The 23903-nt window shown below is 67.7% G+C and carries 21 protein-coding genes and 1 pseudogene; 11 read left to right on the top strand and 11 right to left on the bottom strand.

What is annotated here, in order from left to right; genetic code table 11:
- Positions 1–97 precede the first annotated feature (97 nt).
- Both C795_RS0103330 and C795_RS0103325 read right to left on the bottom strand, forming a co-directional pair.
- A complete protein-coding gene (locus tag C795_RS0103330) occupies positions 98–1435 on the bottom strand; it encodes a flavin monoamine oxidase family protein (RefSeq protein WP_017792339.1) in 1338 nt (445 codons plus the stop codon).
- Between the two features lie 170 nt (positions 1436–1605).
- Positions 1606–4443, bottom strand: coding sequence for an aminotransferase class I/II-fold pyridoxal phosphate-dependent enzyme (locus C795_RS0103325; RefSeq protein ID WP_017792338.1), 2838 nt, complete (start codon positions 4441–4443; stop codon positions 1606–1608).
- A 172-nt stretch (positions 4444–4615) separates the two neighbouring features.
- Here C795_RS0103325 and C795_RS0103320 point away from each other — a divergent pair, with 172 nt between their 5' ends.
- The 4 genes from C795_RS0103320 to C795_RS0103305 are packed head-to-tail and all read left to right on the top strand — an operon-like array spanning position 4616 to position 7808.
- Entirely contained in the window at positions 4616–5095 is a 480-nt protein-coding gene (locus C795_RS0103320; protein ID WP_017792337.1) for a hypothetical protein, read from the top strand.
- Between the two features lie 35 nt (positions 5096–5130).
- Complete coding sequence (locus tag C795_RS0103315) at positions 5131–6564, top strand: NAD(P)H-quinone dehydrogenase (RefSeq protein ID WP_017792336.1); 1434 nt, start codon at positions 5131–5133, stop codon at positions 6562–6564.
- 39 nt (positions 6565–6603) lie between these two features.
- Positions 6604–7014, top strand: coding sequence for a cupredoxin domain-containing protein (locus C795_RS0103310; RefSeq protein WP_017792335.1), 411 nt, complete (start codon positions 6604–6606; stop codon positions 7012–7014).
- 5 nt (positions 7015–7019) lie between these two features.
- On the top strand, positions 7020–7808 hold the full coding sequence (locus C795_RS0103305; RefSeq protein ID WP_017792334.1) for a copper homeostasis protein CutC: 789 nt from the start codon (positions 7020–7022) through the stop codon (positions 7806–7808).
- 136 nt (positions 7809–7944) lie between these two features.
- Here C795_RS0103305 and C795_RS0103300 read toward each other — a convergent pair whose 3' ends face one another.
- The 3 genes and pseudogenes from C795_RS0103300 to C795_RS0103290 all read right to left on the bottom strand — a co-directional run bounded on the left by C795_RS0103300 (position 7945) and on the right by C795_RS0103290 (position 11057).
- Entirely contained in the window at positions 7945–9264 is a 1320-nt protein-coding gene (locus C795_RS0103300; protein ID WP_017792333.1) for a class I SAM-dependent RNA methyltransferase, read from the bottom strand.
- A gap of 46 nt (positions 9265–9310) precedes the next feature.
- Positions 9311–10638 (bottom strand): annotated as a pseudogene (locus C795_RS16250) (ISL3-like element ISPfr2 family transposase).
- 107 nt (positions 10639–10745) lie between these two features.
- On the bottom strand, positions 10746–11057 hold the full coding sequence (locus tag C795_RS0103290; RefSeq protein ID WP_003941073.1) for a putative quinol monooxygenase: 312 nt from the start codon (positions 11055–11057) through the stop codon (positions 10746–10748).
- A 107-nt stretch (positions 11058–11164) separates the two neighbouring features.
- Between C795_RS0103290 and C795_RS0103285 the strand changes: the two genes are divergently transcribed.
- Positions 11165–12106, top strand: a complete 942-nt coding sequence (locus C795_RS0103285) for a GlxA family transcriptional regulator (RefSeq protein ID WP_026139414.1) — start codon at positions 11165–11167, stop codon at positions 12104–12106.
- A 432-nt stretch (positions 12107–12538) separates the two neighbouring features.
- Here C795_RS0103285 and C795_RS15055 read toward each other — a convergent pair whose 3' ends face one another.
- Positions 12539–12991 carry a hypothetical protein gene (locus tag C795_RS15055; RefSeq protein ID WP_017792331.1) on the bottom strand — a complete coding sequence of 151 codons (453 nt, stop codon included), beginning with the start codon at positions 12989–12991 and terminating at the stop codon, positions 12539–12541.
- A gap of 272 nt (positions 12992–13263) precedes the next feature.
- Positions 13264–13590: a DUF7882 family protein gene (locus C795_RS0103275; RefSeq protein ID WP_017792330.1), complete on the bottom strand. Its 327-nt coding sequence runs from the start codon at positions 13588–13590 to the stop codon at positions 13264–13266.
- Positions 13591–13637: 47 nt separating this feature from the next.
- On the opposite strand from C795_RS0103275, the gene C795_RS0103270 reads away from it, so the two are divergent.
- Positions 13638–14279 carry a Maf family protein gene (locus C795_RS0103270; protein ID WP_017792329.1) on the top strand — a complete coding sequence of 214 codons (642 nt, stop codon included), beginning with the start codon at positions 13638–13640 and terminating at the stop codon, positions 14277–14279.
- A 23-nt stretch (positions 14280–14302) separates the two neighbouring features.
- Here the strand turns inward: C795_RS0103270 and C795_RS0103265 are convergent, their stop codons facing one another.
- Positions 14303–15976, bottom strand: a complete 1674-nt coding sequence (locus C795_RS0103265; protein ID WP_017792328.1) for a PucR family transcriptional regulator — start codon at positions 15974–15976, stop codon at positions 14303–14305.
- A gap of 151 nt (positions 15977–16127) precedes the next feature.
- On the opposite strand from C795_RS0103265, the gene C795_RS0103260 reads away from it, so the two are divergent.
- The 5 genes from C795_RS0103260 (at position 16128) to C795_RS17805 (ending at position 21563) form a co-directional block, all read left to right on the top strand.
- Positions 16128–17615 (top strand): CoA-acylating methylmalonate-semialdehyde dehydrogenase, encoded by a 1488-nt coding sequence (locus C795_RS0103260; protein ID WP_017792327.1) that lies wholly within the window; start codon positions 16128–16130, stop codon positions 17613–17615.
- Between the two features lie 232 nt (positions 17616–17847).
- Positions 17848–19236, top strand: a complete 1389-nt coding sequence (locus tag C795_RS0103255; RefSeq protein WP_017792326.1) for an aspartate aminotransferase family protein — start codon at positions 17848–17850, stop codon at positions 19234–19236.
- 246 nt (positions 19237–19482) lie between these two features.
- Complete coding sequence (locus tag C795_RS0103250; RefSeq protein ID WP_017792325.1) at positions 19483–20712, top strand: metal-dependent hydrolase family protein; 1230 nt, start codon at positions 19483–19485, stop codon at positions 20710–20712.
- 25 nt (positions 20713–20737) lie between these two features.
- Complete coding sequence (locus C795_RS0103245) at positions 20738–21367, top strand: hypothetical protein (protein WP_017792324.1); 630 nt, start codon at positions 20738–20740, stop codon at positions 21365–21367.
- Entirely contained in the window at positions 21354–21563 is a 210-nt protein-coding gene (locus C795_RS17805) for a DUF6186 family protein (RefSeq protein ID WP_408605752.1), read from the top strand. The genes C795_RS0103245 and C795_RS17805 overlap by 14 nt, the downstream gene beginning before the upstream one ends.
- A gap of 23 nt (positions 21564–21586) precedes the next feature.
- Here C795_RS17805 and C795_RS0103240 read toward each other — a convergent pair whose 3' ends face one another.
- Genes C795_RS0103240 through C795_RS0103230 form a run of 3 tightly spaced genes read right to left on the bottom strand, consistent with a single transcriptional unit; the run spans position 21587 to position 23898 of the window.
- Entirely contained in the window at positions 21587–22090 is a 504-nt protein-coding gene (locus C795_RS0103240) for a MogA/MoaB family molybdenum cofactor biosynthesis protein (RefSeq protein ID WP_017792323.1), read from the bottom strand.
- Positions 22074–22583, bottom strand: a complete 510-nt coding sequence (gene moaC / locus C795_RS0103235) for a cyclic pyranopterin monophosphate synthase MoaC (protein ID WP_017792322.1) — start codon at positions 22581–22583, stop codon at positions 22074–22076. The genes C795_RS0103240 and moaC overlap by 17 nt, the downstream gene beginning before the upstream one ends.
- On the bottom strand, positions 22576–23898 hold the full coding sequence (locus C795_RS0103230; RefSeq protein WP_017792321.1) for a molybdopterin molybdotransferase MoeA: 1323 nt from the start codon (positions 23896–23898) through the stop codon (positions 22576–22578). The genes moaC and C795_RS0103230 overlap by 8 nt, the downstream gene beginning before the upstream one ends.
- Positions 23899–23903 lie beyond the last annotated feature (5 nt).

The following is a 23903-nucleotide window of genomic DNA, read 5'->3' as shown; positions in this document are numbered from 1 at the left end:
GCGCCCCAAGGACACGCCGATCCAGCCGCGATCCGGCACACTAACGCGAAGAATCTACCGCAGCACCCCAATGATCCGGCACACTAACGCGAAGAATCTACCGCAGCACCCCAATGATCCGGCGCGCCTCCCGTAGGCCGCTCTCGATCGCGCCGTCGATGAAGCCGCCCCACAGGTTCGCGTTGTCGGTTGTCGCGAAGTGCAGGTCACCCGCGGGCTCGCGCAGCTCGGTGAGGTCGCGGGTGAGCTGGCCGGGGCGGTGGGTCATCCAGGTGTTCATGGAGAGCGGGTCGGTCATCCAGTCGTGCGCGGTGACCTCGGTGATCTCGAGGCCGGGCCGAAACAGGTCGACGGCGGCCTGCACACCCGCGAGGTCGTCGAGGTCGATGCGGGTGTGGTCGGGGCCAAAACCCACCAGGATCGTGTAGTCGCCCTCCTCGTCGGTGCAGTAGAACTCGGCCTTGAGCACCGAGAGCGGGTCGCTCTGGCTGGCATAGGCGAAGAACCGGGGCACATGTCCCTTCGCGCGCAGCCACACCTTGGTGCCCTGCGAGGCGACGGTTTCGCGGCCGAGCCGCTGCCACGCCTCGGGCAGGGCGGGCGAGAACGTGATCCCTGCAATCGCGTTCGCGGGCAGGGTACTCACGACCTTCTGGGCCCGGATCCGGGTTCCACCGGTCGTCTCGACGATGATGCCGCCTCCCGCAGCTGTTGCCTGCTGTGTCACGGAGGCCACGGTCGTGCCCAGCCGGATCTCGCCGGGCACATCGGAGGCAATCGCATCGGTGAAGCCGCGCATGCCGTCCACCACGCGGTAGGTGGCCGACGCCTCGTGCATCAGCTGCCAGTGGCCGCCGGTCGCCGATACCCAGCGCAGCGCGCTCGACAGGCCGGTCTGGTCGAGGGGCGCATTGACGTGCCCCACCCACACTGACTCGTTGGCGGCGCGCGCCTCGGGGTCGAGTCCGATTTCGTCGAAGCGGTCCTGAATGCTGAGGCGGTCGAGATCCTGGATCGCTCCGACCGTGGGCTCGACGCCGCGGGGGATCGCCGTGCGCACGTCGTCGATCAGCCGCTGCTGGCCGTCCTCGATGAGCGCCATGAACTCGGCGAGCGTGCCCTTGCGGGGCGTGCCGTCGGGGCCGTGCCAGTAAGCCTCGTCGGCGACTGGGCTGCGCGTAATCTCGCGGCCATATCGGGTGACCTCAGCCCAGACATGCGGCTGTACCCAGTGGATCCAGTTGGCACCCATTTCGAGGTCGTGGCCGAGCCGGTGATCGGTCCAGGTGCGGCCGCCAATGCGGTCCCGCGCCTCAAGCGTGATTACGCTGAGCCCGGCCTGGCCGAGCTCGCGGGCCGCGGTGAGCCCGGCAAACCCCGCCCCGATCACGATGACGTCTACGGACTCGATACTCGCCTCGGTGTGTGCGCCCAATGGTGTCTCCTCAAACTTCGTTGTTTGAGTTTGAGCCTACTTGCGTGGGCCGGGTGCGCGCAGCAGACAAAGCGACGGGAAAGGTCGCCGATCGTATGAACTGTTGAGGGTAGCGAAGCGGCCCCCGAGCTCAGCGAGATCGGGGGCCACATTCCACTGCGATCAGGTCCCTACTGCTCGAGCAGCACTCGGTACCCGCGCACGGGGTCGTAGCCGTGGATCTCGCGCGTATCGAGCACCCGCATAAACGCGAGAATCTCGGCGGTGATCACCTGACCGGGCACGAGCACGGGGAACCCGGGCGGGTACGGCGTCACGAAGCCGGCCGAGACGGGCTTCTCACCCGCGGCGACCCGGGCGCGCAGCTGATCCGGCAGCACATGCTCGATGTTCTGGCGCCGCTGGCCGCGATAGAACGCGGCCCGCATGTCGCCATCGGGCAGCTTGCCGTCGGTCGAGTAGTGATCGGAGAACGCGCTGAAATCGGGCAGCGGCGGCATGGGCAGGTCGATCGCGGCGGTGATCGCGCGCGTCAGATCCGGATCGCGCTGGGCGTGATCCTCCTCGAACCTTTCGGCGAGCTTCACGAGAACCTCGATGAGATACGCGATGGCGCTGCGTGAGGTGCCGATGTTGGTCATGAAGAGGGCCGTATTGCGGCTCGTCTTGTTGACCTGGATGCCGTAGCGGTCCATGAGGTGCTCGTGCTTGAACGTGTCGCCGTCGACGCCCGTGCGGCTGATCTCGATCGTGATGCGGCTCGGGTCGATGACGAACTCGTCAGTGCGCCACGCGTCCCACATGGTCGCGAGCCCGTCGCGCAGGGGCATCGGGCGGCCGACCTCGCGGTTGGCCTCGGGGATCAGGTCGTGCGCGGTGAGTACGCGGAACGTGCGGCGCAGGAGCGGGTGCCGGCTGATCGCTTGCGACAGGCTCGTCGCCAGGTCGAGCTGGCGCTGCACCAGGTCGAAGCCCTCGAGCTCCACCTGGCGGCGACCAATGTCGAGTGAGGAGAGGATCTGGTAGTTCGGCGAGGTCGACGTGTGCGTCATGTACGCCTCGTGGAACGGCTCCTCGGCCTCGCGACCCCAGTCCTGGTCGTAGACGTGAATCATCGAGCCCTGGCGTAGCGCGGTGAGCGTCTTGTGGGTCGACTGCGTGGCGTAGACGCGAATGCGCGAGCTCGGGGCGGGGAGGAGCCGCTCGCCCAGCCAGACCTCGTCGGGGGCCGGGTTGCCCTCGGCGTCGAACAAACGTTCGCGCTGCTCGCGGAATGCGACCGCGTGGCTTGCTGTCGCCAGGCGCTGCTCGAGGCGCTTCGCCGCGGCCATCGCCGTGCGGCGGCGCGTGACGGGGTGGAACGCGCCAAACGCGAACCAGGCCTCGTCCCACAGGAACACCAGGTCGGGCTTGATCGCGAGGCACTCGGCCATGACGCGCTCGGGGTCGTACACGATGCCGTCGAACGTGCTGTTGGTGAGCGTCAGCATGCGCACCTCGTCGAGGCGGCCCGCGGCGCGGTAATCGAGCAGCATCTGCTTGATGCGGTCGATCGGCACGGCGCCGTAGAACGCGAACTCGTTGAGCGGGTAGGCCTCGAGGTAGGCGGGGCGGGCACCCGTGAGCATGACGGCGTGGTGGTGCGACTTGTGGCAGTTGCGATCCACCATCACGACGTCGTTGGGGGAGACGAGGGCCTGGTGCACGATCTTGTTGGCGGTCGAGGTGCCGTTGGTGACGAAGAAGGTGTGCTTGGCGCCGTACGCTCGTGCCGCGAGATCCTGGGCCTTTTTGAGCGTGTGCACGGGCGCGAGCAGCGAGTCGAGCCCGCCAGAGGTGGCGCTGGTTTCTGCGAGCAGCAGGTTCATGCCGTAGAAGTCGGCGAGATCCTTGATCCACTTCGACCCGACGACCGAGCCGCCGCGCGCCACGGGCAGCGCGTGGAACACGCCTACCGGGCGGCGTGCGTGATCCTGGATGGCGGTGAAGAAGGGGGTGTCGTAGAGGTGCGAGACCCGGCGCAGCAGTGTGAGGTGCAGTTCGAGCTGGTCTTCGCGGCGGAAGATGCGGCGGAAGCGGCGGGGGGGGGCCCCTGCGAGCTCCTCGATGTGGGCGCCCGCCATGAGGTAGAGGTCGAGCTCGGGGCGCAGCCCGATGAGGGTGTCGGCGATGCCGAGTACCCGCTGCACGCTGGCGAGCGAGGCGCGCTCGGGGGCCGATCTCGGGGCGACCTCGGAGCGGGCGATGCGTACCGATTCGGCGAGATCGCGGCTCAAGCGCTGCCGGGTGTGCTCGGTGAAGCCGGGGCGCACGACAACGGCGAGGATATTGGGGTTCGTGAGGATCGCGGCGACGGCGTCATCGGCCGAGGGCACAATGACGAACTCGTAGATGAAGGTGTCTGCGGGTGAGCGCAGGCGCAGCGCCTCCGCGCGCATGGCGTCGCGCTCGGACTCGGTCGTCTCATCGACCACGAGCACCTCGAAGCGCGGGCGCGGGTCGGCGTCGCCCAGGCGTTCGGCCCTCTCTTCGGCGTCGAGAAACTCCTCGCGTGGCTCGTCGCCCACGTCGGCGCGCAGTCGGTTCACGACGCGGCCGATGCGATCGAGCGCGGTCTTGTAATCGCGTGCCTCGAGCAGCTCGCCGATCGCCGCAACGTAGCGCTGACCGAAACCGGCCCAGTACATTTCGACGGTTTCGAGGGCGCGCAGCGAACGCTGCACCTCGCCATCCTGTGCGAGCGCATCTTCGCCCTCGCCCGCGAAAGCCAGGCGCTTCACCGCGAACCGCAGGTACTCCCACGCATCGCTGCGCAGGCGCCAGGTGCTCGAGGGCATACCCGGATCCCGCTCAAGCGTCGCTCCGACCTCGCCCTCGCGCAGCTCGCGGACTTCGCCGCGGTCTCGGATTACGTGCCCAACGATCGGTGTCGGGTGCGTCGGGGTGATCCCACTGCCGGAGACATCGGCATGGGGAAACGTGGGCCGGGAAGCGTCAATCCTCGTCATCTGTGCGGAAGTCCTTCCAACGTCATTGTCGCGTCAGTCGCGGTGGGGCGGTGGTGTCGCCCTGGCGTCGATCATAGGCGCTATCGGATGCCCCAACTGGTACGACAGTCGATCCTGACCGCATTCCGTGAGTTCTTCCGATGTAGGTAAGGATGGCCTAATATGGGGGGTAATGATGTTTGATTCTGCGATGTTCAGCTCCGCCGGTGCTTCACACGAGGCGCTCGCTTCCGACCCCGAAGGCATCGCCCCCGTGGTGGCCATCGCGACGTCGCAGGATCTCGCCGAGCTGCGCGAGTGGCTTGATGCGCTCAACCCGCACGCATACGGACAGGTCTTCGTCGAGGCCGCGCCAGAGGCGACGCCCGCAGGATCGCCGAGCACTCAGGCCATTGCTGCTCCGGATGGCGTCGGTGTGACCTGGCTGCGGCCTACCGAACGCCCTGGTGCGGCACTCACCGCGGCGGTGGACGCCTGGCTCGCGGAATGGCTGTGGGTCGACGCTTCAGAGGGGCGCAGCCTCGAGATGTTCACCGCGCACCACGCTGGTCAGGCATTGGTGCCCTACCTGCAGCGCTTCGAGTGCCGACTTGAAAAGCGGTGGCCCGGCTGCAGTCAGGAAGCCTGCCCCAAACTGCGCGCCACCGAATAGGATGCCGAGCGGTGTCTCGCCGATAGACTAGCCACATGGCTAAATCCTTTGAACGCAAGCACCGCATCGCCGTTCTCGGAGGCGGCCCCGGCGGCTACGAGGCGGCCCTCGCGGGAGCGCAGCAGGGGGCTGAAGTCACCCTGATCGAACGCGCGGGAGTCGGCGGCGCCGCCGTGCTCACCGACGTGGTCCCCTCGAAGAGCCTGATCGCGACCGCTGGCGCGGTACAGGCGGTGCGTGACTCGGACAAGCTCGGCGTCCAGACCTTCGTCCCCGGCGGCGACGGCAAGCCCGTGCGCCCCGAGATTGCGGTGAACCTCGCCGCGGTCAACAAACGACTCATCGCGATGGCTGGCGCGCAGTCCCTCGACATGCTGCACTCCCTCGAAGAGGCAGGTGTGCGCGTTGTGCAGGGCGAGGGCCGCCTTGACGGTGCCAACGCCGTGCTGGTCTCCACCAACACCGGTGGCACCGACTTTGACCGCATCGAAGCTGACACAATCGTGGTGGCAGTCGGTGCGAGCCCGCGCGAGCTCGACACTGCGAAGCCCGACGGTGAGCGCATTCTCACCTGGAAGCAGTTGTACGACCTGCAGGCGGTCCCCGAGCACCTCATTGTGGTTGGCTCCGGTGTTACCGGCGCGGAGTTCGCAAATGCGTACCGCACCCTCGGCGCCGAGGTGACCCTCGTGTCGAGCCGCGAGCAGGTACTGCCCGGCGAGGACCCCGATGCAGCCAAGGTCATCGAGCGCGAGTTCACGCGTCTCGGCATGAACGTCATGTCGAAGTCTCGCGCAGAGACCGTGACCCGCACCGAGAAGGGCATCATCGTGCACCTCGAGGACGGGCGCACGGTCGAGGGCTCACACTGCCTGATGGCCGTCGGCTCGATTCCCAACACGCAGGGCCTCGGTCTCGAAGAGGCCGGGATCACGCTCACCGACAGCGGCCACATCGAGGTCAACAAGGTGGCCCGCACCGCGGTGCCGTCGATCTACGCCGCGGGCGACTGCACCAACTTCTTCCCGCTCGCCTCGGTCGCCTCGATGCAGGGCCGCACCGCGATCATGCACGCGCTCGGTGACTTCGTGCGCCCCATCGACCTGCGAAACGTCGCGGCAAACGTCTTCACCTACCCCGAGATCGCCAACGTGGGCTGGAATGTGAGCACGCTGGCCGAAGCGGTCGACATGGCAAAGGCCGTGTCGCACACGATCCCGCTGAGCGTGAACCCGCGCGCAAAGATGATCGGGTTCACCGATGGCTTTGTGAAGCTGTTCGCGTGGGAGGCCTCGGGCACCGTGATCGGTGGCGTCATCGTTTCGCACCGCGCCAGTGAGCTCATCTTCCCGCTCGCCCTCGCGGTCGAGCACCGACTGACGGTCGACCAGGTGGCATCGGCATTTGCGGTGTACCCGTCCATGTCGGGCGCAATCACCGACGCGGCGCGCGCGCTCCACAAGGCGTAAGTCCACCCCGTCACCTACGTTCTGAGGAGAAACAGGCTGATGAAGCAGCTGGCTAGTTCTGTCGCGCCGATCCGGATCTCGCGCCGCCGTATGCTCACGGGCGCCGCAAGCGTGCTCGGGATCGGTGCCGCCGCGATGCTCGCGGGGTGCGCGCGCCCCAGCAAGCCCGCGGTCGTCCCCTCGGACGAGGGAGTGGAAGCGGTCGTGACCGTGCGCGCGGTCGACAACACGTTCGAGCCCAGAGAGGTCGAGGTTGCCCCGGGCCAGGCTGTGCAGTGGCTGTTTGAAGGCACAATGGAGCACGACGTCGTGGCCGACGACGGCAGCTTCGTATCGGAACTCCAGAAGACGGGCAGCTACACGCACGTGTTCAACGACGCCGGTGAGTTCGCCTACGACTGCTCGATTCACCCCGAGATGACGGGCGTCGTGCGGGTCAAGCAGGCGTAGCGCACATGACCCCACGCGCCGCTGCCCGTCCGATCGCCTATGAGATCGTGGCGCAAGACGTGGGTGCGGTGCGGCTCGCGGCCGAGCTTGGAGCCGCGCGCGTGGAGTTGTGCCAGGCCCTGGCGCTGGGCGGACTGACGCCCAGCATCGGGCTCATCGAGGGTGTCGTCGAGGCGGCCGCGCGCTCGGGGCAAGCCGCGCCTGCTGGCCGGGCCGTTGAGGTGCATGTGCTCGTGCGGCCGCGATCAGGCGGCTTCATGTACGACCGCGATGAGCAGCGCGTCATGGAGCGCGACGTCCGGGCCGCGGTGCGGGCCGGAGCCGATGGCGTCGTCGTCGGGAGCCAGCTCGCATCGGGCCAGCTCGACCTCGGGGCCATATCGCGCCTGCGTGATGCGGCCGAGGGCCGTGCGGTCTCGCTGCATCGCGTGATCGATGTGACGCCTGATCCGGTGGCTTCGTTGGAGACGCTGCTGAACTCGGAGCTCGGGCTCGCGCGCGTGCTGACATCTGGCGGGGCGTCGCGCGCGGTCGACGGGCTCTTGACGCTAGGCGAGATGGTGCGCGTCGCCGAGGGGCGCATCGAGGTGATGGCGGGCAGCGGGGTGAGCGCGGCAAACGTGGCGCGGGTGTGGGCGACCGGGGTCGACGCCGTGCACTTCTCGGCCAAGCGCGACGTCGTGGAACGTCCACTTGTGAGCATGGGGGCGAGCGACGCGGGCGGAGTGGGCGGGTACGAAGTGACCTCGGCCGAGGTGGCGCGCGAGATCGTCGCTGCGCTGCGGTCGGTGTAGTCGAGCCTGCTGTTCGGCGGTAGAAAGCACGAAACCCCCGAGCCAGTACGAAAATGACGCATTCATCGTACTGGCTCGGGGGTTTCATACTGGCTCGAGTGGCTGCCAGCGCAACCAGCCCGGAACTCCTTGAGGCCTACGCCTTCTGGAACACCGCCACGGTCTCGAAGTGGTGGGTGTGCGGGAAGATGTCGAAGGCGCGCAGGGTGCTGAGCTTGTACCCGGCCTCAAGCAGCGTCTTCGTGTCGCGGGCGAGCGCGACCGGGTCGCACGCGACGTAGATCACGTTGGCGGGGGCGAGCTCGACGAGCTGGGCGGTGACGGCATCGCCGGCACCCGAGCGGGGCGGATCGAGCACGACGGTGCCGCGGCTGATCCGGTTGCGCACGGACGGTGCCGCGGCGATCAGCTCACGCAGGTGACGGTCGACGCGTGCCGTGATCGCGAGTGCGCCCACGAAGTCGGCGAGGTTCTCGCCCGCGTCCTCGGTGGCTCCAGCGTCGGCCTCGACCGTCGTGACCTTCAGCGAGGGGCCAGCGGCTTCGAGCATGGCGGCGGCCAGTAGGCCCGCACCGCCGTAGAGGTCAAGGTTGGCGGCACCGGGCTCAAACGAGCCCTGCTTGATGAGCTCGAGTACGGCGTCGCGTACGGCGGAGAACAGCAGGGCCGGGGCCTCGCGGTGCACCTGCCAGAAGCCGCCAGCGCGCACGACAAACCCGCGCTCCTCGACGAGCTCGCCGACTGCGTCGCCCTCGCCCGAGCGAGTCTTCTCGCCGACGAGGCGCAGCAGCATGCGGGGGTCGTCACCCGAGGGCGCGACGAGGTCGACGGTTTCGACGCCCTGCATCTCGTCGCCCAGCGGCGCGATCTGGTTTACCGACTCGTTGGCGAGTGGCAGGCTGTCGACGTCGATGACGCGACGGCTGCGGGCCGCGTAGGGACCGACGATTCCGGTCTCTGCGTCGACGTGCAGGCGCACGCGGCTGCGGTAGCCGAGTCCGTTGCGCTCGTCATCGCCGGGGGCCGCCTCAATACGCCCAGTCTCGGCGTCGCCGAGTGCGAAGCCGAGGTCAGCGAGTTCGATGCCACCGAAGCGACGCATCGAATCGGTGAGCACCTGCGCCTTGAGGGCGCGCTGGTGGTTCAGGTCAATGTGGCCAAACTCGGCGCCGCCAACCCGATCTTCGGGGGCGCGCTCAATTGCGGCCTCGGCCCACACGTGTTCGCGGCGGTGGGGTGAAGCCTCGAGCACCTCGACCGTGGTCGCGCGTGCAAATGACTTCTTCTTGGCGTCAGTGACGAGCGCGCGCACGCGCTCGCCGGGGATCGTGTCAGAGACGAAGACGACGCGGCCTTCGTGTCGGGCTACGCAGATACCGCCGTGGGCGATACCGGTGACCTCGAGGTCGACGAGGTCGCCGACGGTTAGTGCAGTGTTCTGCGGGGTAGTTACCATGCTCCTATTCTCCCAGAGCCTGGGGGTTCATGTGGACTTTCCCGGATCATCCCAATCGGGGGTGTAGGAGTTGGGGTCCGAAGCCGCCGGTCTCGAGCAGGCTTCGGGCGATGTAGTTGGTCAGGTTGCGGAACCCGAGTGCGGAGCCGCGCAGGTGTTCGAGCCGTCCGTTGAGTGCCTCGGTCGGCCCGTTGCTGGTGCCGGGTCGTTCGAAGTAGGCGAGCACGTCGGCGGCTCGCTTCTTCAGGGTCCGGCCCAGGGTGGTGAGCTCGGTGAGCACCTTGGGGACGCCGGCGCTGAGGTCGGTGATCAGCTTCTCCATGAGCTCGCGGCCACGTTGCCGGTCCTCGTGGCGATAGGCGGCGATCATCCGCTGGTAGACACCCCAGGTCGCCTCGACCTCGACGTGAGCGTCATCAACGAACAGCGCGCGTAGCCTGTCGCTCTGCTTGTCGGTGAGCAGGTCCGAGCCGGTGTGCAGCGTGCGCCGCGACTTGTAGAGCGGATCGTCCCTGAACCCACGGTGCCCGTGGATCGCGAGTTGGACCCGGCGCCGGCACCTGTCGAGGGCGTCACCGGCCAGGCGCACGACGTGGAAGGGATCCATCACCGTGACCGCGTCCGGGATCTCCTCCGCAGCGGCGGTCTTGAACCCGGTGAAGCCGTCCATCGCGACCACCTCGACCGCGTCACGGAAGGCGTCGTCGCGGTCGGCGAGCCAGGTCTTGAACGCCGCCTTCGACCGGCCCTCTACCATGTCCAGCAGCCTTGCTGGGCCGGCGCCATCGCGGACCGGGGTGAGGTCGATGATCACGGTGACGTACTTGTCGCCACGCCTGGTGTGGCGACAAGTACGTGCTCATCGACGCCAATCACCTTCACGCCCTCGAACCGCGTGGGGTCGTTGATCAGCAGCCGCTTGCCTTCGGCCAGGACCGCGTTGTTGGCGGTGTCCCACGCGACCCCGAGTCCCTCGGCGACACGGGCGACGGTGAGGTGTGCGACCACGATCCCTTCCAGCGCCCACCGCAGCCCGGTGCGCGAGAGCTTCGCGCGTGGCTCCGCCGCGGCGCTGGTGTCTTGGCGCCACACGTGTCCGCAGTCTGCACAGCGGTAGCGGCGCACTACAACTTCCAGCACGGTCGGTCGCCAGCCCAGCGGCTCGTGGGCCAACCGCCGGATCACGGTGTCACGAGCGGCGCCTTCGCTGCCGCACCGTCGGCACCACTGATCTGGTTCCACCACGCGGCACGCGAGGACCGCACGATCCGGTTCAAGTCGTTGCCCGATCACGCTCAGCCCGAGGCCGTCGAGTCGAGCGAAGGCGGTCAGGTCAGGGCGGCCGAAGCCGGGCGGCGGGGTAGCGTCGGGCACGTCGAGGTCTTTCCGATGGATGGCGTAGGAACCTCCATCGTCGGGAGACCTCGACGTCTATCTGCGGACCGACTCGGCGGGGCGCGATCGTCTCGTGCGTTGGCGGACTACGGGAGCTTGGACGCGAGGACGTCGGCCGCCAGGATCTCGGGTGCTGCGCCGAGGAGGTGCTGGTTGGCCATCAGGGCTGCGACGATGGCGCCGTTGGCGTGGGCGTCTCGAGCGGCCTCGTCGGGGAATGCATCGAAGATCCAGAAGGTGTCGGCGTGGGTCCTGACCGCGAACCAGACAATCGTTCCTACTTCTTCGTTGGCGAGTGCGACAGCGCCGGCGAGCAGATCGGCGAGCGCGTCGTGCTGTCCATCGGCCGCGACGATCTTGGCGACGAAAGCATACGGAAGTGATGCGGGTGTTGACATGAGGGACTCTCCTTGAGGTCGTGGTTCTTCGTGGGACGAGTTCAGCGTATAACGAGCGAGGGCCGGTGGGGAGTGGCGTATACGGCAGTATTGCTATTGTTTACGTCATGCGTATTGGACTGATCGCGATCGACGGCTGCTTCGGTTCGGCTATCGCGTCGATCATCGACATCGTGCGGGTGGCCGACGGAGCCCGCGGCGATGTCGACCCGCGGATCGACCCGATCGAACTCGCCATCCTCGGACCGAAACGGAGAGTGACCACGACGGCATCGATGACCCTGTCGGTGGACCACCCGCTGTCGGAGTCCGCAGAGTTCGACGTGGTCGTCGTCCCTGCACTTGGAACCCTTACGGCCGCCGCTACCAACGACGCCCTCCAGAGCCGAGATGCTCGTTCGGTCATCGCCTCGCTCGGGCGCCTCGACGAGGCGACCACCCGGATCGCCGCGGCGTGCACCGGCGTGTTCGCTGTCGCCGAGACCGGACGGATGCATCATCGGCGGGCGACGACCAGCTGGTTCCTGGGACCGGAGTTCCTGAAGCGCTATCCGACCGTCGCCCTCGATCTCGACACCATGGTCGTGGTCGACGGGAACCTCGTCACCGCCGGCGCAGCGTTCGCCCACATCGACCTCGCGCTCTCACTCGTGCGATCGATCAGCCCCGACCTGGCCCAACATGTCGCCAAGCTCCTCATCATCGACGAGCGTCCGTCGCAGACGGCCTTCGTCGCCTACGAACATCTCCGGCACGAGGACCCGATCGTCGTCGAGTTCGAACGCTTCGTGCGCGCCCGCCTGGACGAACCGTTCAACGTCGCCTTCGTCGCGCAGTCGCTCGGCACCAGCCGGCGCACCCTCGAACGACGAGTCCGTGCGGCGCTCAACCTCACTCCGCTCGGCTTCGTCCAACGGCTTCGCATCGAACGAGCTCGGCACCTCTCAGCAACCACGGACCTCACCTCCGCCGAGATCGCGCTCCGGGTCGGCTACGCGAACGCCGAGACTCTGCGCTCCCTCCTGCGCAGGGAGCGACGCCGTTCCTGACCTATCGCCATGCCTGTAGCTTGTGTCCTAGCGCTCGGTTGGAACCACCTCTCAGCACGTCGCGTCGACGCTCCTGCGTCGCCCCTGGACTACCCACTCGACACGCCCGCAGCACAGCTCATGTGACGTGCCCCGGCTTCCCGGACGGTCGGGGTTGGGTGGCTGTGATGTCGCTGCGTTCTCGTCGAGAGGGTCAGCAGACCCGATCAGAGCCGATTGGGATGAGCCGCGAAGGCGGTTAGGTCAGGGCGGCCGAAGCCGGTCGGCGGGGTAGCGTCGGGCACGTCGAGGTCTTTCGGATGGATGGCGTAGGAACCTCCATCGCCGGGAGACCTCGACGTCTATCTGCGGACCGACGCGCCCGGCCGACCTACACCTTCATCTGGGAAGAGCCACTTTCCCTGGGATGGTGTCACTCGGCTCGTGAGTTGGTCACATAGCCGTCTTCGAATCGGTGTCGCCCATGTGCCTCATCCGGTTGCGTTCGTTGCGAAACGGGTCGTACTTGTACCAGTGCCGGGGTTCATAATCGTTGGCGTGCGCAGCCACCTCTGCATCGTGCTGGCGCCTGAGTTCGGGCTCATTGGCGAGGTCGTCGTCGTGATCGTGGGCGTGTGAATAGTTCCACTCACGAAGGGCGGGGTCCCTGCGCCCGCGAAACGGATTGTCGGTGAAGCTCTGCGAGACCTTGGACTCGGTCGCCCCATCCAGAATGGGGTGGTCGAGGGTCTTGCCCTGAGGGATTCTCGAGATCGTTCCCTGTCCGGTGCCCGCGTCGTAGCGAGACGCTGTGTGAGGTGGTTCGCGCCGGGGTGTTCGGATAGCCGGTGAGGCCGGCGTGTGTTTGGCTGCCGCATCCACCTTGCGGTGTTGTTGCTTGAACATGGCGATCCTCCGTTCGCTCGTTAGCGCCCCATCACGTAGATTTCCGGGGCGCGCTGATTCCTACGTCGAACGAGTGCCCGACGTTGGACCTTGAGGTGATGCCAGGATAAGTGGGGTCGCAGCGGCTGCCCACTCCCTGGTATTCGCCGGGAAAGGGGCGTAAAATAGACGCGCTAGCCTGTTAGAAACATGGGCCAAAGATGCGGGAGAACCTCCGCCTTTGGCAGCGTCAGGAGCGAAACAACCCCCGCATATTTTGCCGGGCGCGCCCATCACGCGTGATGCGCGGCGTGATAACGCTCGGCCTCTTTCTCGGTGAGTAGCTGCATGCCTCGGGGCGTGTTCGATAGCTCTGTCAGCACCTCGACCCACAACGGGTTCAGTTCAACGGCGCGACTCCCCGAAAACCGAAACACCAGCGGAATCGACGGCGCGCACCAGAGCGACACTCGGCCACTGCCCTGCTCGGGGGCGAACGACCAACTGACGAAGAAGCACTCCTGCAGGCGCAACTTCATGCCCACCGCGGCCTTGAGGTGGGCGAGCGCGCGATCCTCGACCGCGTACTCCATTGTTGCTGCGTAGATCAGGTGACCCATGCTCGAATCCTCCCACGCGCGGGCCCGAATAGCTAGAATCTTGGCCTATGCGCTTGTATCTTGCCTCGACCTCGCCCGCCCGCCTCGCTGTGTTGCGCGGGGCCGGAATCGAACCGGTCTGCTTCTCGCCCGAGGTCGACGAAGATGCCGAGGTTGCCGCGCGCGAGGCTGAGCTGGGCCGCGCGCTCACGGCCCCCGAGCTCACGGAGTATCTCGGCCGACTCAAGGCCGAGGATGTCGTACGCCGTCACGGCCACGAGATCGACGGTCTCGTGCTCGGCGGCGACTCGATGTTTCTGCTCGGCGGCGAGATCCTCGGCAAGCCGCACCTGCCCGAGGTCGCACTCGAGCGCTCCAAGCAACACCGCGGTACCACGGGCGAGCTGCACTCGGGTCACTGGCTGATCGATCACACGGGCGGGCAGAACCGCGGCGGCGCCGGATCGGTCGACACCGCGCTCGTGACGCTCGCTGCCGACGTGACCGATGCCGAGCTGGAAGGGTACGTCGCCACGGGTGAGCCGCTCGAACTCGCCGGCGGCTTCGCCATCGACGGCCTTGCGGGCGCCTTCATCGAACGCATCGAGGGCGCCCCGAGCGCTGTGATCGGGCTCTCGCTGCCCGCGCTGCGCCGGCTCGTGACCCAGCTCGGGCACGACTACCCGGCGCTCTGGAACGCCGCGCCCTAACGCTACTAACGTTCCGCCGCGCCCTACCGCCGCGCGTGGAGCGCGACCGCGAGCGTCGCGATCGTGCCGCCGTCGGTGAGGTCGACGGCGAGCAGATCTTCGATCAGCGCGAGGCGCTGGTAGAACACCGAGCGTGACAGCCGGGCTTCCTGTGCGGCGAGAGACCTGTTGGTGGGGTGGACGAGATACGCCTCCAGTACCCGGACCAGATCTCCCGAGTGCCCCGGACCCGCGGCAGCATCGTGATCCAGCAGCGGACCGAGGGCATCGGCCGCGAACTCCTGCACTTCGGGCAACGCCGACAGCCCGCGCATTAGATAGGCGAGGGCCTGGCGCTCAGCCTGCTGCACCGTGACCCGACCGGTCTGCGCGGTCGCCGAGAGATGCCCCGAGGCACGCACCCGCTCAAGCGAGGTGACGAGGGAGCGCAGCCCCTGCCCCGGGGCCCCGAGCCCCAGGTGCGCGCGCCACGGCCGCGGCGTCGCCCCCGGCAACAGCATGTCGAGTTCGTGCGCGAGCCGGGTCGCGAGCGGCGGCGTGGCCGCGATGCCCACCCGGGGGTCGTCGGGCGCAAACGATAGGAGGGCCAACAGGGTCGGATTGGGGGCGGGATCCGCCGGATCCGGCACCAGAATCACGCGCCCCTCGGGAGCGACCGCGCGCCGAAGCGCCGTTTCCAGCGTGGCACGCTCGAGCGAGGCGTGCGTCCCAAAATCCCCGGTGCCGCGCAGGGTCGCCCCCAGCGTCGTGCGGCCCTCAATGGGAAGTCCGGCCGCGGTGAGCTGCGCGGCCACCTCGGCGTCGCGGCGAAACCGACCGCTGAGCAGCGTGTCAACGAGCTGCTTGGAGCTCAGCTGCAACCACTGGTCGCCCTCGGGGTCGGCGAGACGGCCGAGCGCGAGCGCAAACGCCCCCAGCTCGAGCACCGTGCGCCGCCCCGCGGCGTGCGCCGGGCCCGGCAGCGCGGTGAGCCGGCCAAACCGCTTCCCCTGCGCCTCGACCAGCACGTGCTCGGCGGGCTCATCTTCGGGGAGTTCGGCGACGGCATGATCCGGATCAAAAGCCCCATCGCCCCAGCCGCGCAGCACCCGCTCGGGATCCTGCCCGTGCCCCGCCCACGCCACCACGTGCCCCGCCGAGTTCTCGAGCACGACCGGCGCAGCAATGGTCTGCGAGAGCTGCTCGATCACGTAGTCGATCGGGCTGCGGTTCAGGCCCAGGTCGGTGAGCATCGCGTGCACCTCGGCGCGTGCCTCGAGCGCCTCGGTTTGTGCCGCGAGCACGCGCTGATGCACACGCTGGGTGATCTGCATGAAGCGCACTTCGCCGTGTAGCACGATGAGGGGGATGGCGCCGCGCTCGCACGCCGCGATAAGCGCGGCGGGAGCGGCGGCGTAGTTGCCGCCCAGCTCCAGGATCACGCCCGCCGGATCGGCGCGCACCAGTTCGGTCGCGACGTCGACGAGCCCGTCGCCGCCGGTGGGCCAGCCCGCGCCCGTGGTGAGCACCAACTCGCCGCCCTCGAGCAGCGCGATCGCGCCCCGGCCCGCGACGACGTGAGCCCAGCGCAGCGTGCGCCCGAGTGTTCCCGCGCTCGCTGCAAGTTCGGGGCGACCGGCCACCACCTCGGGAAATTCCAGGACGTCATTGATGGAGATCGTTGGGGTGCTGGCGTTGCTGTTCTCGAACACGTACATATTGTACGGAATCCGGCTCATGTTGCGATGGTTTGTCGCTCGCGCGGCGATATTTCCAGTGGCACACTGGGAACTAGCGGGCCGAATGGCCTCAAACACAATGCCCGGAGATCCGGCGCAGCATCTCAACCCAGTTAGGAAGGGCGAACGAATGGCACGCATTCCCCACGTCATTGGCGGCGAAAAGATCGAAGCTGGAGAGCGTTACCAGACGGTCTACAACCCCGCCACGGGCGAACAGCACCACGAGGTCGGCATTGCGTCGGTCGAGACCGTGGAGCAGGCTATCGCTGCAGCACAGGCAGCACTGCCCGGCTGGCGCAACACCAGCCTCACCAAGCGCGCCAACGTGTTCTTCAACCTGCGCCAGCTGCTCAAGCAGCGCACGCCCGAGCTCTCGGCCATCGTGACCGCTGAGCACGGCAAGGTGCTCGACGACGCAGCCGGCGAGGTTGCCCGTGGCCTCGAGAACGTTGAGTTCGCAGCAGGCCTGCTGAACATCCTTAAGGGTGAGCGTGACGAGCAGGTTTCGACCGGTGTCGACGTGCACTCGGTCAAGCAGCCCGTTGGCGTTGTTGCGGCGATCACGCCCTTCAACTTCCCCATCATGGTTCCGCTCTGGATGATTGCTTCGGCCATCGCCTGCGGCAACACGGTCGTTCTGAAGCCCTCGGAGCGCGACCCCTCGGCCTCGGTCTTTATCGCTGATCTGTTCCGCGAGGCTGGCCTGCCCGACGGCGTGCTCAACGTCGTTCACGGCGACAAGACCGCCGTCGACACCCTGCTCGACGCACCCGAGGTCAAGGCGATCTCGTTCGTCGGCTCGACGCCCATCGCGAAGTACATCTACGAGCGTGCAGCAGCCAACGGCAAGCGCGTTCAGGCGCTCGGTGGCGCAAAGAACCACATGCTCGTCATGCCCGACGCTGACCTCAAGGTCACGGCAGACGCAGCAATCTCGGCAGCGTACGGCGCCGCCGGCGAGCGTTGCATGGCAGTCTCGGTGCTCGTTGCAGTGGGCGACGAAATGGCCGATCGCATCATCCCCGAGCTCGTCAGCCGCATTGGCAACCTGAAGATCGGCGACGGCGCTGCTGCTGGCACCGACATGGGCCCGCTCATCACCCCCGAGGCAAAGGCTCGCGTTGAAGGCTACGTCGCCGGCGCAGCGGCACAGGGCGCGACCGTGGTTGTTGACGGCCGCGACTTCAAGTTCGAGGGCAACGGCTTCTTCACCGGACCGACGCTGCTCGACCACGTCAAGACCGACAGCGACGTCTACCGCGATGAGATCTTCGGCCCGGTCCTCGCAGTGGTTCGCGTGAACTCGTACGAAGAGGGCCTCGAGCTCATCAACTCGCACCAGTTCGGCAACGGCACCGCCATTTTCACCCGCGACGGTGGCGTGGCACGCCAGTTCGAGTACGAGGTTGAAGCTGGCATGGTCGGCATCAACGTGCCGATCCCCGTGCCCGTTGGCTCGTTCTCGTTCGGTGGCTGGAAGGATTCGCTGTTCGGCGACACCCACATCTACGGCCCCGAGTCGATCAACTTCTACACCCGCTCGAAGGTCGTCACGACCCGCTGGCCGAACGCTGACCAGTCGCAGGTTGACCTCGGCTTCCCCAGCAACCACTAAGAGGTTGTCGAGTCCGGCCGCGACCCGGATGTGACGGAAAGCTCTCTCCGGGATGTGGGGCGCAAAGCGCCCCACATCCTGCCAGGCCCAGCCAAGAGCTTTCCGTCACATCCGGGTCGCGGCCTACAGCTTCGCCTGGTGCTTGCGGCCTCGCCTCGGTTTGGCGCACGGGGCCGCAGCCCGTAGTACACACTCACTCACTATTTACTCTTTCACTGGAGAAGGAACAACCATGTCTGACTATGTCGACCTCAACGGTGCCGAGCAGAGCTTCGGCGACACCGATGCTCAGCGCGAGGTGCGCGAGAACGATCGCCAGTACGTCTTCCACTCGTGGTCGGCTCAGGGCACCCTGAACACGCTGCCCATCGCCAAGGGCGAGGGCGTGCGCTTCTGGGATTACGACGGCACCGAGTACCTCGACTTCTCGTCGCAGCTCGTCAATCTCAACCTGGGCCACCAGCACCCCGGCCTCGTGAAGGCGATTCAGGAGCAGGCCGGCCGCCTCGCAACCATTCAGCCGGCACTCGGCAACGACGTGCGCGGCGAGCTCGCCAAGCGCATTGTCGAGCACTCCTTCGAGGGTGCACGCTCGGTGTTCTTCACCAACGGCGGCGCCGACGCCGTCGAGTACGCGGTGCGCATGGCTCGCCACCACACCGGCAAGCACAAGGTGCTCGCCCGCTACCGCTCGTACCACGGCTCGACCGGTACCGCGATCACGCTGACGGGTGAGCCGCGCCGCTGGGCAAACGGCACGCTCGACGCTGGCGTCGTGCACTTCACGGGCCCCTACCCCTACCGCTCGGCGTTCTACGCTGAGACCCCGGAGCAGGAGACCGAGCGTGCGCTCGCACACCTGCGTTCGACCATCGAGCTTGAGGGTGCCAGCACCATCGCGGCGATTATCCTCGAGTCGGTCACCGGTACCAACGGCATCCTGATCCCGACCCCCGGGTACCTCGAGGGCGTGCGCGCACTGTGCGACGAGTTCGGCATCATGATGATCTGCGACGAGGTCATGGCTGGCTTCGGTCGCACCGGCGAGTGGTTCGCCTTCCAGGGCTTCAACGTGAACCCCGACCTCGTCACCTTCGCGAAGGGCGTCAACTCGGGCTACGTGCCCCTCGGCGGCGTCGTAATCAGCGAGGCGATTCACAACACGTTTGACCAGAAGGCGTTCCCTGGCGGACTCACCTACTCGGGTCACCCGCTGGCGTGCGCCGCAGGCGTTGCCACGTTCGATATCTTCGAGGAAGAGCAGATCCTCGAGCGCGTTCGCGACCTGGGCGAGCGCATCGTGCGCCCCCGCCTCGAGGCGATGGCTGAGAAGCACCCCTCGATCGGCGAGGTACGCGGCAAGGGCCTGTTCTGGGCGCTCGAGCTCGTCGTGAACCGCGAGACGCGCGAGCCGCTCGTGCCGTTCAACGCTTCGGGCGAGGCTGCGGCCCCGTTCAACGCCGTCGTCGCAGCGTGCAAGAAGGCTGGCCTGTGGCCGTTCGCCGCGGGCAACCGCCTGCAGATCGCACCGCCGCTCGTCATCTCTGAGGAGGACCTGATCAAGGGCCTCGACATCATCGATGAGGCGCTGAACGTAGCCGATTCCTACGTCACGGCCTAAGCTGTGACGCGAGGCCGCCTGCGTGGCGGCCTCGCTTAGACTCCCGGGCTTCTGGCCCGGGTGGCGCGTGTGGTGCGCGCCCCGGGGTCTACCCCGGTCACTGTGGTGAGTGAGTGAAGATCCCCCTTTCAACTGCGAGAGGGGGATCTTTGCGTTGCGGCCCGTCCCATTCGTTGCCGCTGGTCACGCCCGCCCGCCAGTTACTATGGGCAGAGCGCCACCCGTGGGCAGCGACCAAGGAGCAGCATGACACAGTCGATCAAGATCACCGGGGCACACGTTTGGGCGGGTGGCGACCGTGGGTTCGAGCTGCGCGATGTGCTCATCATCAACGGCCGCGTCGCCGGTGCCGAAAGCTCCGCCGCAGCTGCTGCCACGGACTCAGCACACCCCGGGCCGATCGAAACGCTCGATGCCACGGGTCAATGGGTGCTGCCCGGGCTGATCGACGCGCACTTCCACGCCTACGCGACGAGCATGGACGGGATGGAAAACGAACGCGGCCCGCTCAGCTACGCGGCGATCAACGGGGTGCGGCGGCTGGAAGCCACACTGCGGCGCGGTTTCACCACGGTGCGCGATGTCGCCGGGGGAGACATCGGCCTCGCCCGCGCGATCGAACAGGGGCTGTTCCCCTCGCCCCGCTACCACTTCACGGGCCCCGCACTCAGCCAGACCGGTGGCCACGGCGATCCCCGCGCTGCGCACGTCGACGTGTGCTTTTCGCACGGCCACATGTGCGAGGTCGTCGATGGCGTCGATAACCTGCGCCTTGCCGTACGCAACCGGCTGCGCACCGGCGCCCACGCCATCAAGATCATGACCTCGGGCGGGGTGTTCTCGTTGACCGATCCGATCCGGGTGCCGCAGTACTCGGCCGAAGAGGTGCGCGCCGTCACCGACGAGGCCCGGCGCCAGCGCAGCTACGTCGCCGCGCACGCCTATTCGTCTGAGGCCGTCATACACTCGATCGAGAACGGCGTGCGCTCAATCGAGCACGGCAACCTCATTGATGCCGCAACCGCGAAGCGCATGGCTGAGCTCGATGTCTTCCTCGTGCCGACGCTCGCCGCGTATGACGCGATGGATCGCCGCGGCGCCGAGATCGGGCTGAACGAGATCTCACTGGCCAAGAACACCGAGGTGCTGTCAAAGGGCCAGGAGGCCATTCAGTTAGCCCTTGCGGCGGGCGTCGAGGTCGGCTTCGGCAGCGACCTGATGGGTGAACTCGAGGACGACCAGCTGAGCGGTGTGCGGCTGCAGTGTGCCGCCGTCGGCGCGGCCGAGACGATCGGCTCGCTCACAGAGGTGAACGCACGTCTGATTGGTGACGCGAATCTCGGCCACCTGGGCGCAGGCGCATACGGCGACGCGCTCGTGCTGACCGCCAATCCGCTCGAGGAGCCAGCGGCGCTCTGGGACTTGGCCGCCCGCGTGGCAGTCGTGAGCGCGGGCCGGAGGGTCGCGCAGGCCTAACCGACCAGCCGCGAGAGGAATCGCAGTGGTCCCGGTCGACGAAGTTAGCTCACAGGCGGCCGGGCCGCGGGGCGATCGGCCCGGCCCGAAGCTCCGCTGGTCCGTGATCTGTTGGACGGTGGTGCTGACGCTCACCGGTGTGGTCCAAGTCATGCGCGGGCAGTGGTTTGACACCGTCTTCTTCTTCGCCGCCGCGACGCTCACCGCCGCAGGGCCCTGGCTGCCGGGGCGCGAGGCGCGCAACGTGCCGAGCGGAGGGACAGCACTGGGCCTGCTCATCGCACTTGCTGCCGGGCTGAGCCTTCTACCCCGGCACAGCAGCTGGATGGTGGGGGCACTGCTGCTGGTGGGGCTCGTGGCGCTCGTGTTCGCCTGGACCTCGCCGTCGGGAGATGTGCAAACCAGACCCCGTTGGACACAGGGCCTGCGCCAGCTGGGTCTCGCGTGGGCGGCGGTGGTGATTGCGGGGTGTATCTGGGAGCTCGCCCAGTTCGTACTGGGCTATCTCAAGCCGGATCAACCCGCCTACGCGCTCAGCGATCTGATCGATCCGCTCTTGGACGGCTGGCCGGGCAAGGCGGCCTTCGTCGCCGTCTGGCTGGCGGGCGGCGCTTTCCTGCTGCACCGCGGCATCGGGCGGGGTGATCGATCATGAAACTGCTCAGCGCCGCCGTCTTCGTGTGCGGGGTCGTCGTGCTTGCAACGGTTGCGCTGCTCATTCGACGGCGGCATCCCGAGGCCACGCCGAGGAGCTTTTCGACCGGCTGTTGGAAGACCGCACGGTGCGGGTCGCGGTGATTGCGATCTGGTGGTGGCTGGGGTGGCACTTCCTAGCCGGAGACACCCTCTGAAGCAGTGCTAGGGCTCCAACCAGCTAGCCGCGGGGCCCGTGCCCGCCGGCGCCGCTTCGCTGCGCGAGCAGGTGGCCGAGCAGCGGCTCGAGCACGCCCAGCCCGTCACGCACTCCTCCGCGCGAGCCCGGGAGATTCACCACGAAGCATGACCCCGCGAACCCCGCGACCCCACGAGTGAGCACCGCGAACGGCGTCGCGGCCTCACCGCGGCGCCGGATCGCCTCGATTATCCCCGGCAGCTCAGAATCGATGAACGGCCGGGTCTGCTCAGGGGTGAGGTCAGTGGGGGAGACCCCCGTTCCGCCGGTCGTGATGATGACGCGGGAGCCCGCGGTGAGCTCCTCGCGCAGTGCCTCGCCCACGGGGCAGCCGTCGGCGACGATGCGCGGATCCGGCACAGCAAAGCCCCGAGACCGCAGCCAAGCCACGATCTCAGGCCCCGTGAGATCGGGGTTCTGGCCCGCGGCGGCGCTCGTTGAGGCGACGATGACGGCCGCGCGACCGAGGCTAGTTGACGCCGTCAATGGCCCAGTCGCCGCTCTTGCCGCCCGACTTGGCGAGCACGCGAACGCCCGTGATCTCGGCGTGCTTGTCGACCGCCTTCGTCATATCGTAGAGGGTGAGCGCGGCCACACTTGCGGCGGTAAGGGCCTCCATCTCGACGCCCGTGACGCCCTTCGTCGTGACCGAGGCGATGACCCGCACGCGGTCGCCCTGCGCCTCGAAGTCGACCGTGACCTTGGAGATTGGCAGCGGGTGGCACATCGGCACGAGCTCCCAGGTGCGCTTGGCCGCCATGATGCCGGCGACCCGAGCGGTGCCGAGGGCCTCGCCCTTGGGCAGGTCGCCCGCGATCACCTGCGCAATGACGTCTGAGCGCGAGACGAAGTACGCCTCGGCTGTCGCGGTGCGCTTGGTGACGGCCTTGTCGCTGACGTCCACCATCTGGGCGCTGCCGTCTTCGCGAATGTGGGTAAGGCGCGGCGGGCTGGCTGGCTGGGGGGATTGGTCAGTCATCAAAGCTCCAGGTTTCTACGAGGGTGCCGGCAGCGAGGTGGCTGACCCCGACGGGAATCTGTACGAGCACGTCGGCGCTCGCGAGGTCGTGAACCAGGTGGGAGCCGGGGGCCAGCACGCGCACGGTGCCCTCTGCGGTCAGCACCCCGCGGCGCACCTGGTGCTTCGCGGCGGGGGACTCGACGTCGTGCGCGAGGGCGTGCGGGCGTGGAGCCGGGTCGGGGAGCCCGGCGAACGCGCGCAGGATGGGCGCGAGGAAGAGCTCGGCCGAGAGGAACGAGCTGACCGGGTTGCCTGGAAAACACAGCACCGGGGTGTCGGGGACGCCCGCCATGCGAATGCTCGCAAAGCCCTGCGGGCCGCCCGGCTGCAACGCAACCGAGTGGAACGTGCCGCCGAGCGGGGTGAGGGCCTCGCGCACGACCTCGAACGCCCCCATGCTGATGCCACCCATCGTGACGATCAGGTCGGCGAGCCCAGCATGCACACGAAGCCGATCGGCGAGCAGCCGCGGGTTGTCGGGAATGACGGTGTGCTCGACCTCGGCGCCGTACTGGCGCAGCAGAGCCGCCAGCATCGGGCCGTTCGCATCGGGAATGTGCGACGCGTTGCGTTCTTCCCCGGGCTGGGCGAGCTCATCGCCCGTCGCGCAAATGAGCACGCGCAGCCTGCGGCGTACCGCCACCTGTGTCACCCCGCTCGCCGCGAGCGCGCCAATGCGGGTGGGCGTCAACGCTGCGCCCGCGGCCGCTACGAGGGCCCCGCGGGCGAGATCCTCGCCCGCGACCCGCACGAAGCGGCCGACGGGGCTGGGCGCCGTGAACGTGGCGGTGCCAGCGGGGGCCGCCTGAAGCGGTGCGGTCACGGGTTGCTTGGAGCCAGGTTCGTGCGGTGATTCCGGATCGTGCGGAGCGCGAGTAAGGGGCGGAAACTCGCCGGCAGTCGAGGCCTCGACGGGCACGATCGTGTCGGCACCGTGGGGTACGGGAGCCCCGGTCATGACGGGGGTGGCGGTGCCCGGGGCGTGCCAGAGCTGAGGGTCGCCGGCGGCTGCCGCGTACCCGAGTGGCAGGGTCACCGGGTTTGTCTCGGAGGCGTGCGTGAGATCGATCGCGCGCACCGCGTAGCCGTCCATTTGGGAATTGGTGAACGCGGGGATGGGGATCCTCGCAGTCACATCGCGGGCGGCGACCCGCATCGTCAACTGGGGGTCTGAGAGCCGCAGTGTTTCGGCGGCGTTCTCGCGCACGTGCGCCAGCAATGGTGTGAGGAGATCGGCGATTTCGGCGCGATGTGTGTCGAGCGTGCAGGTCATGGTTC

Source organism: Leucobacter salsicius M1-8 (assembly GCF_000350525.1).
Taxonomy (GTDB): domain Bacteria; phylum Actinomycetota; class Actinomycetes; order Actinomycetales; family Microbacteriaceae; genus Leucobacter; species Leucobacter salsicius.
This window is presented reverse-complemented; position numbering and strand designations above follow the sequence as displayed.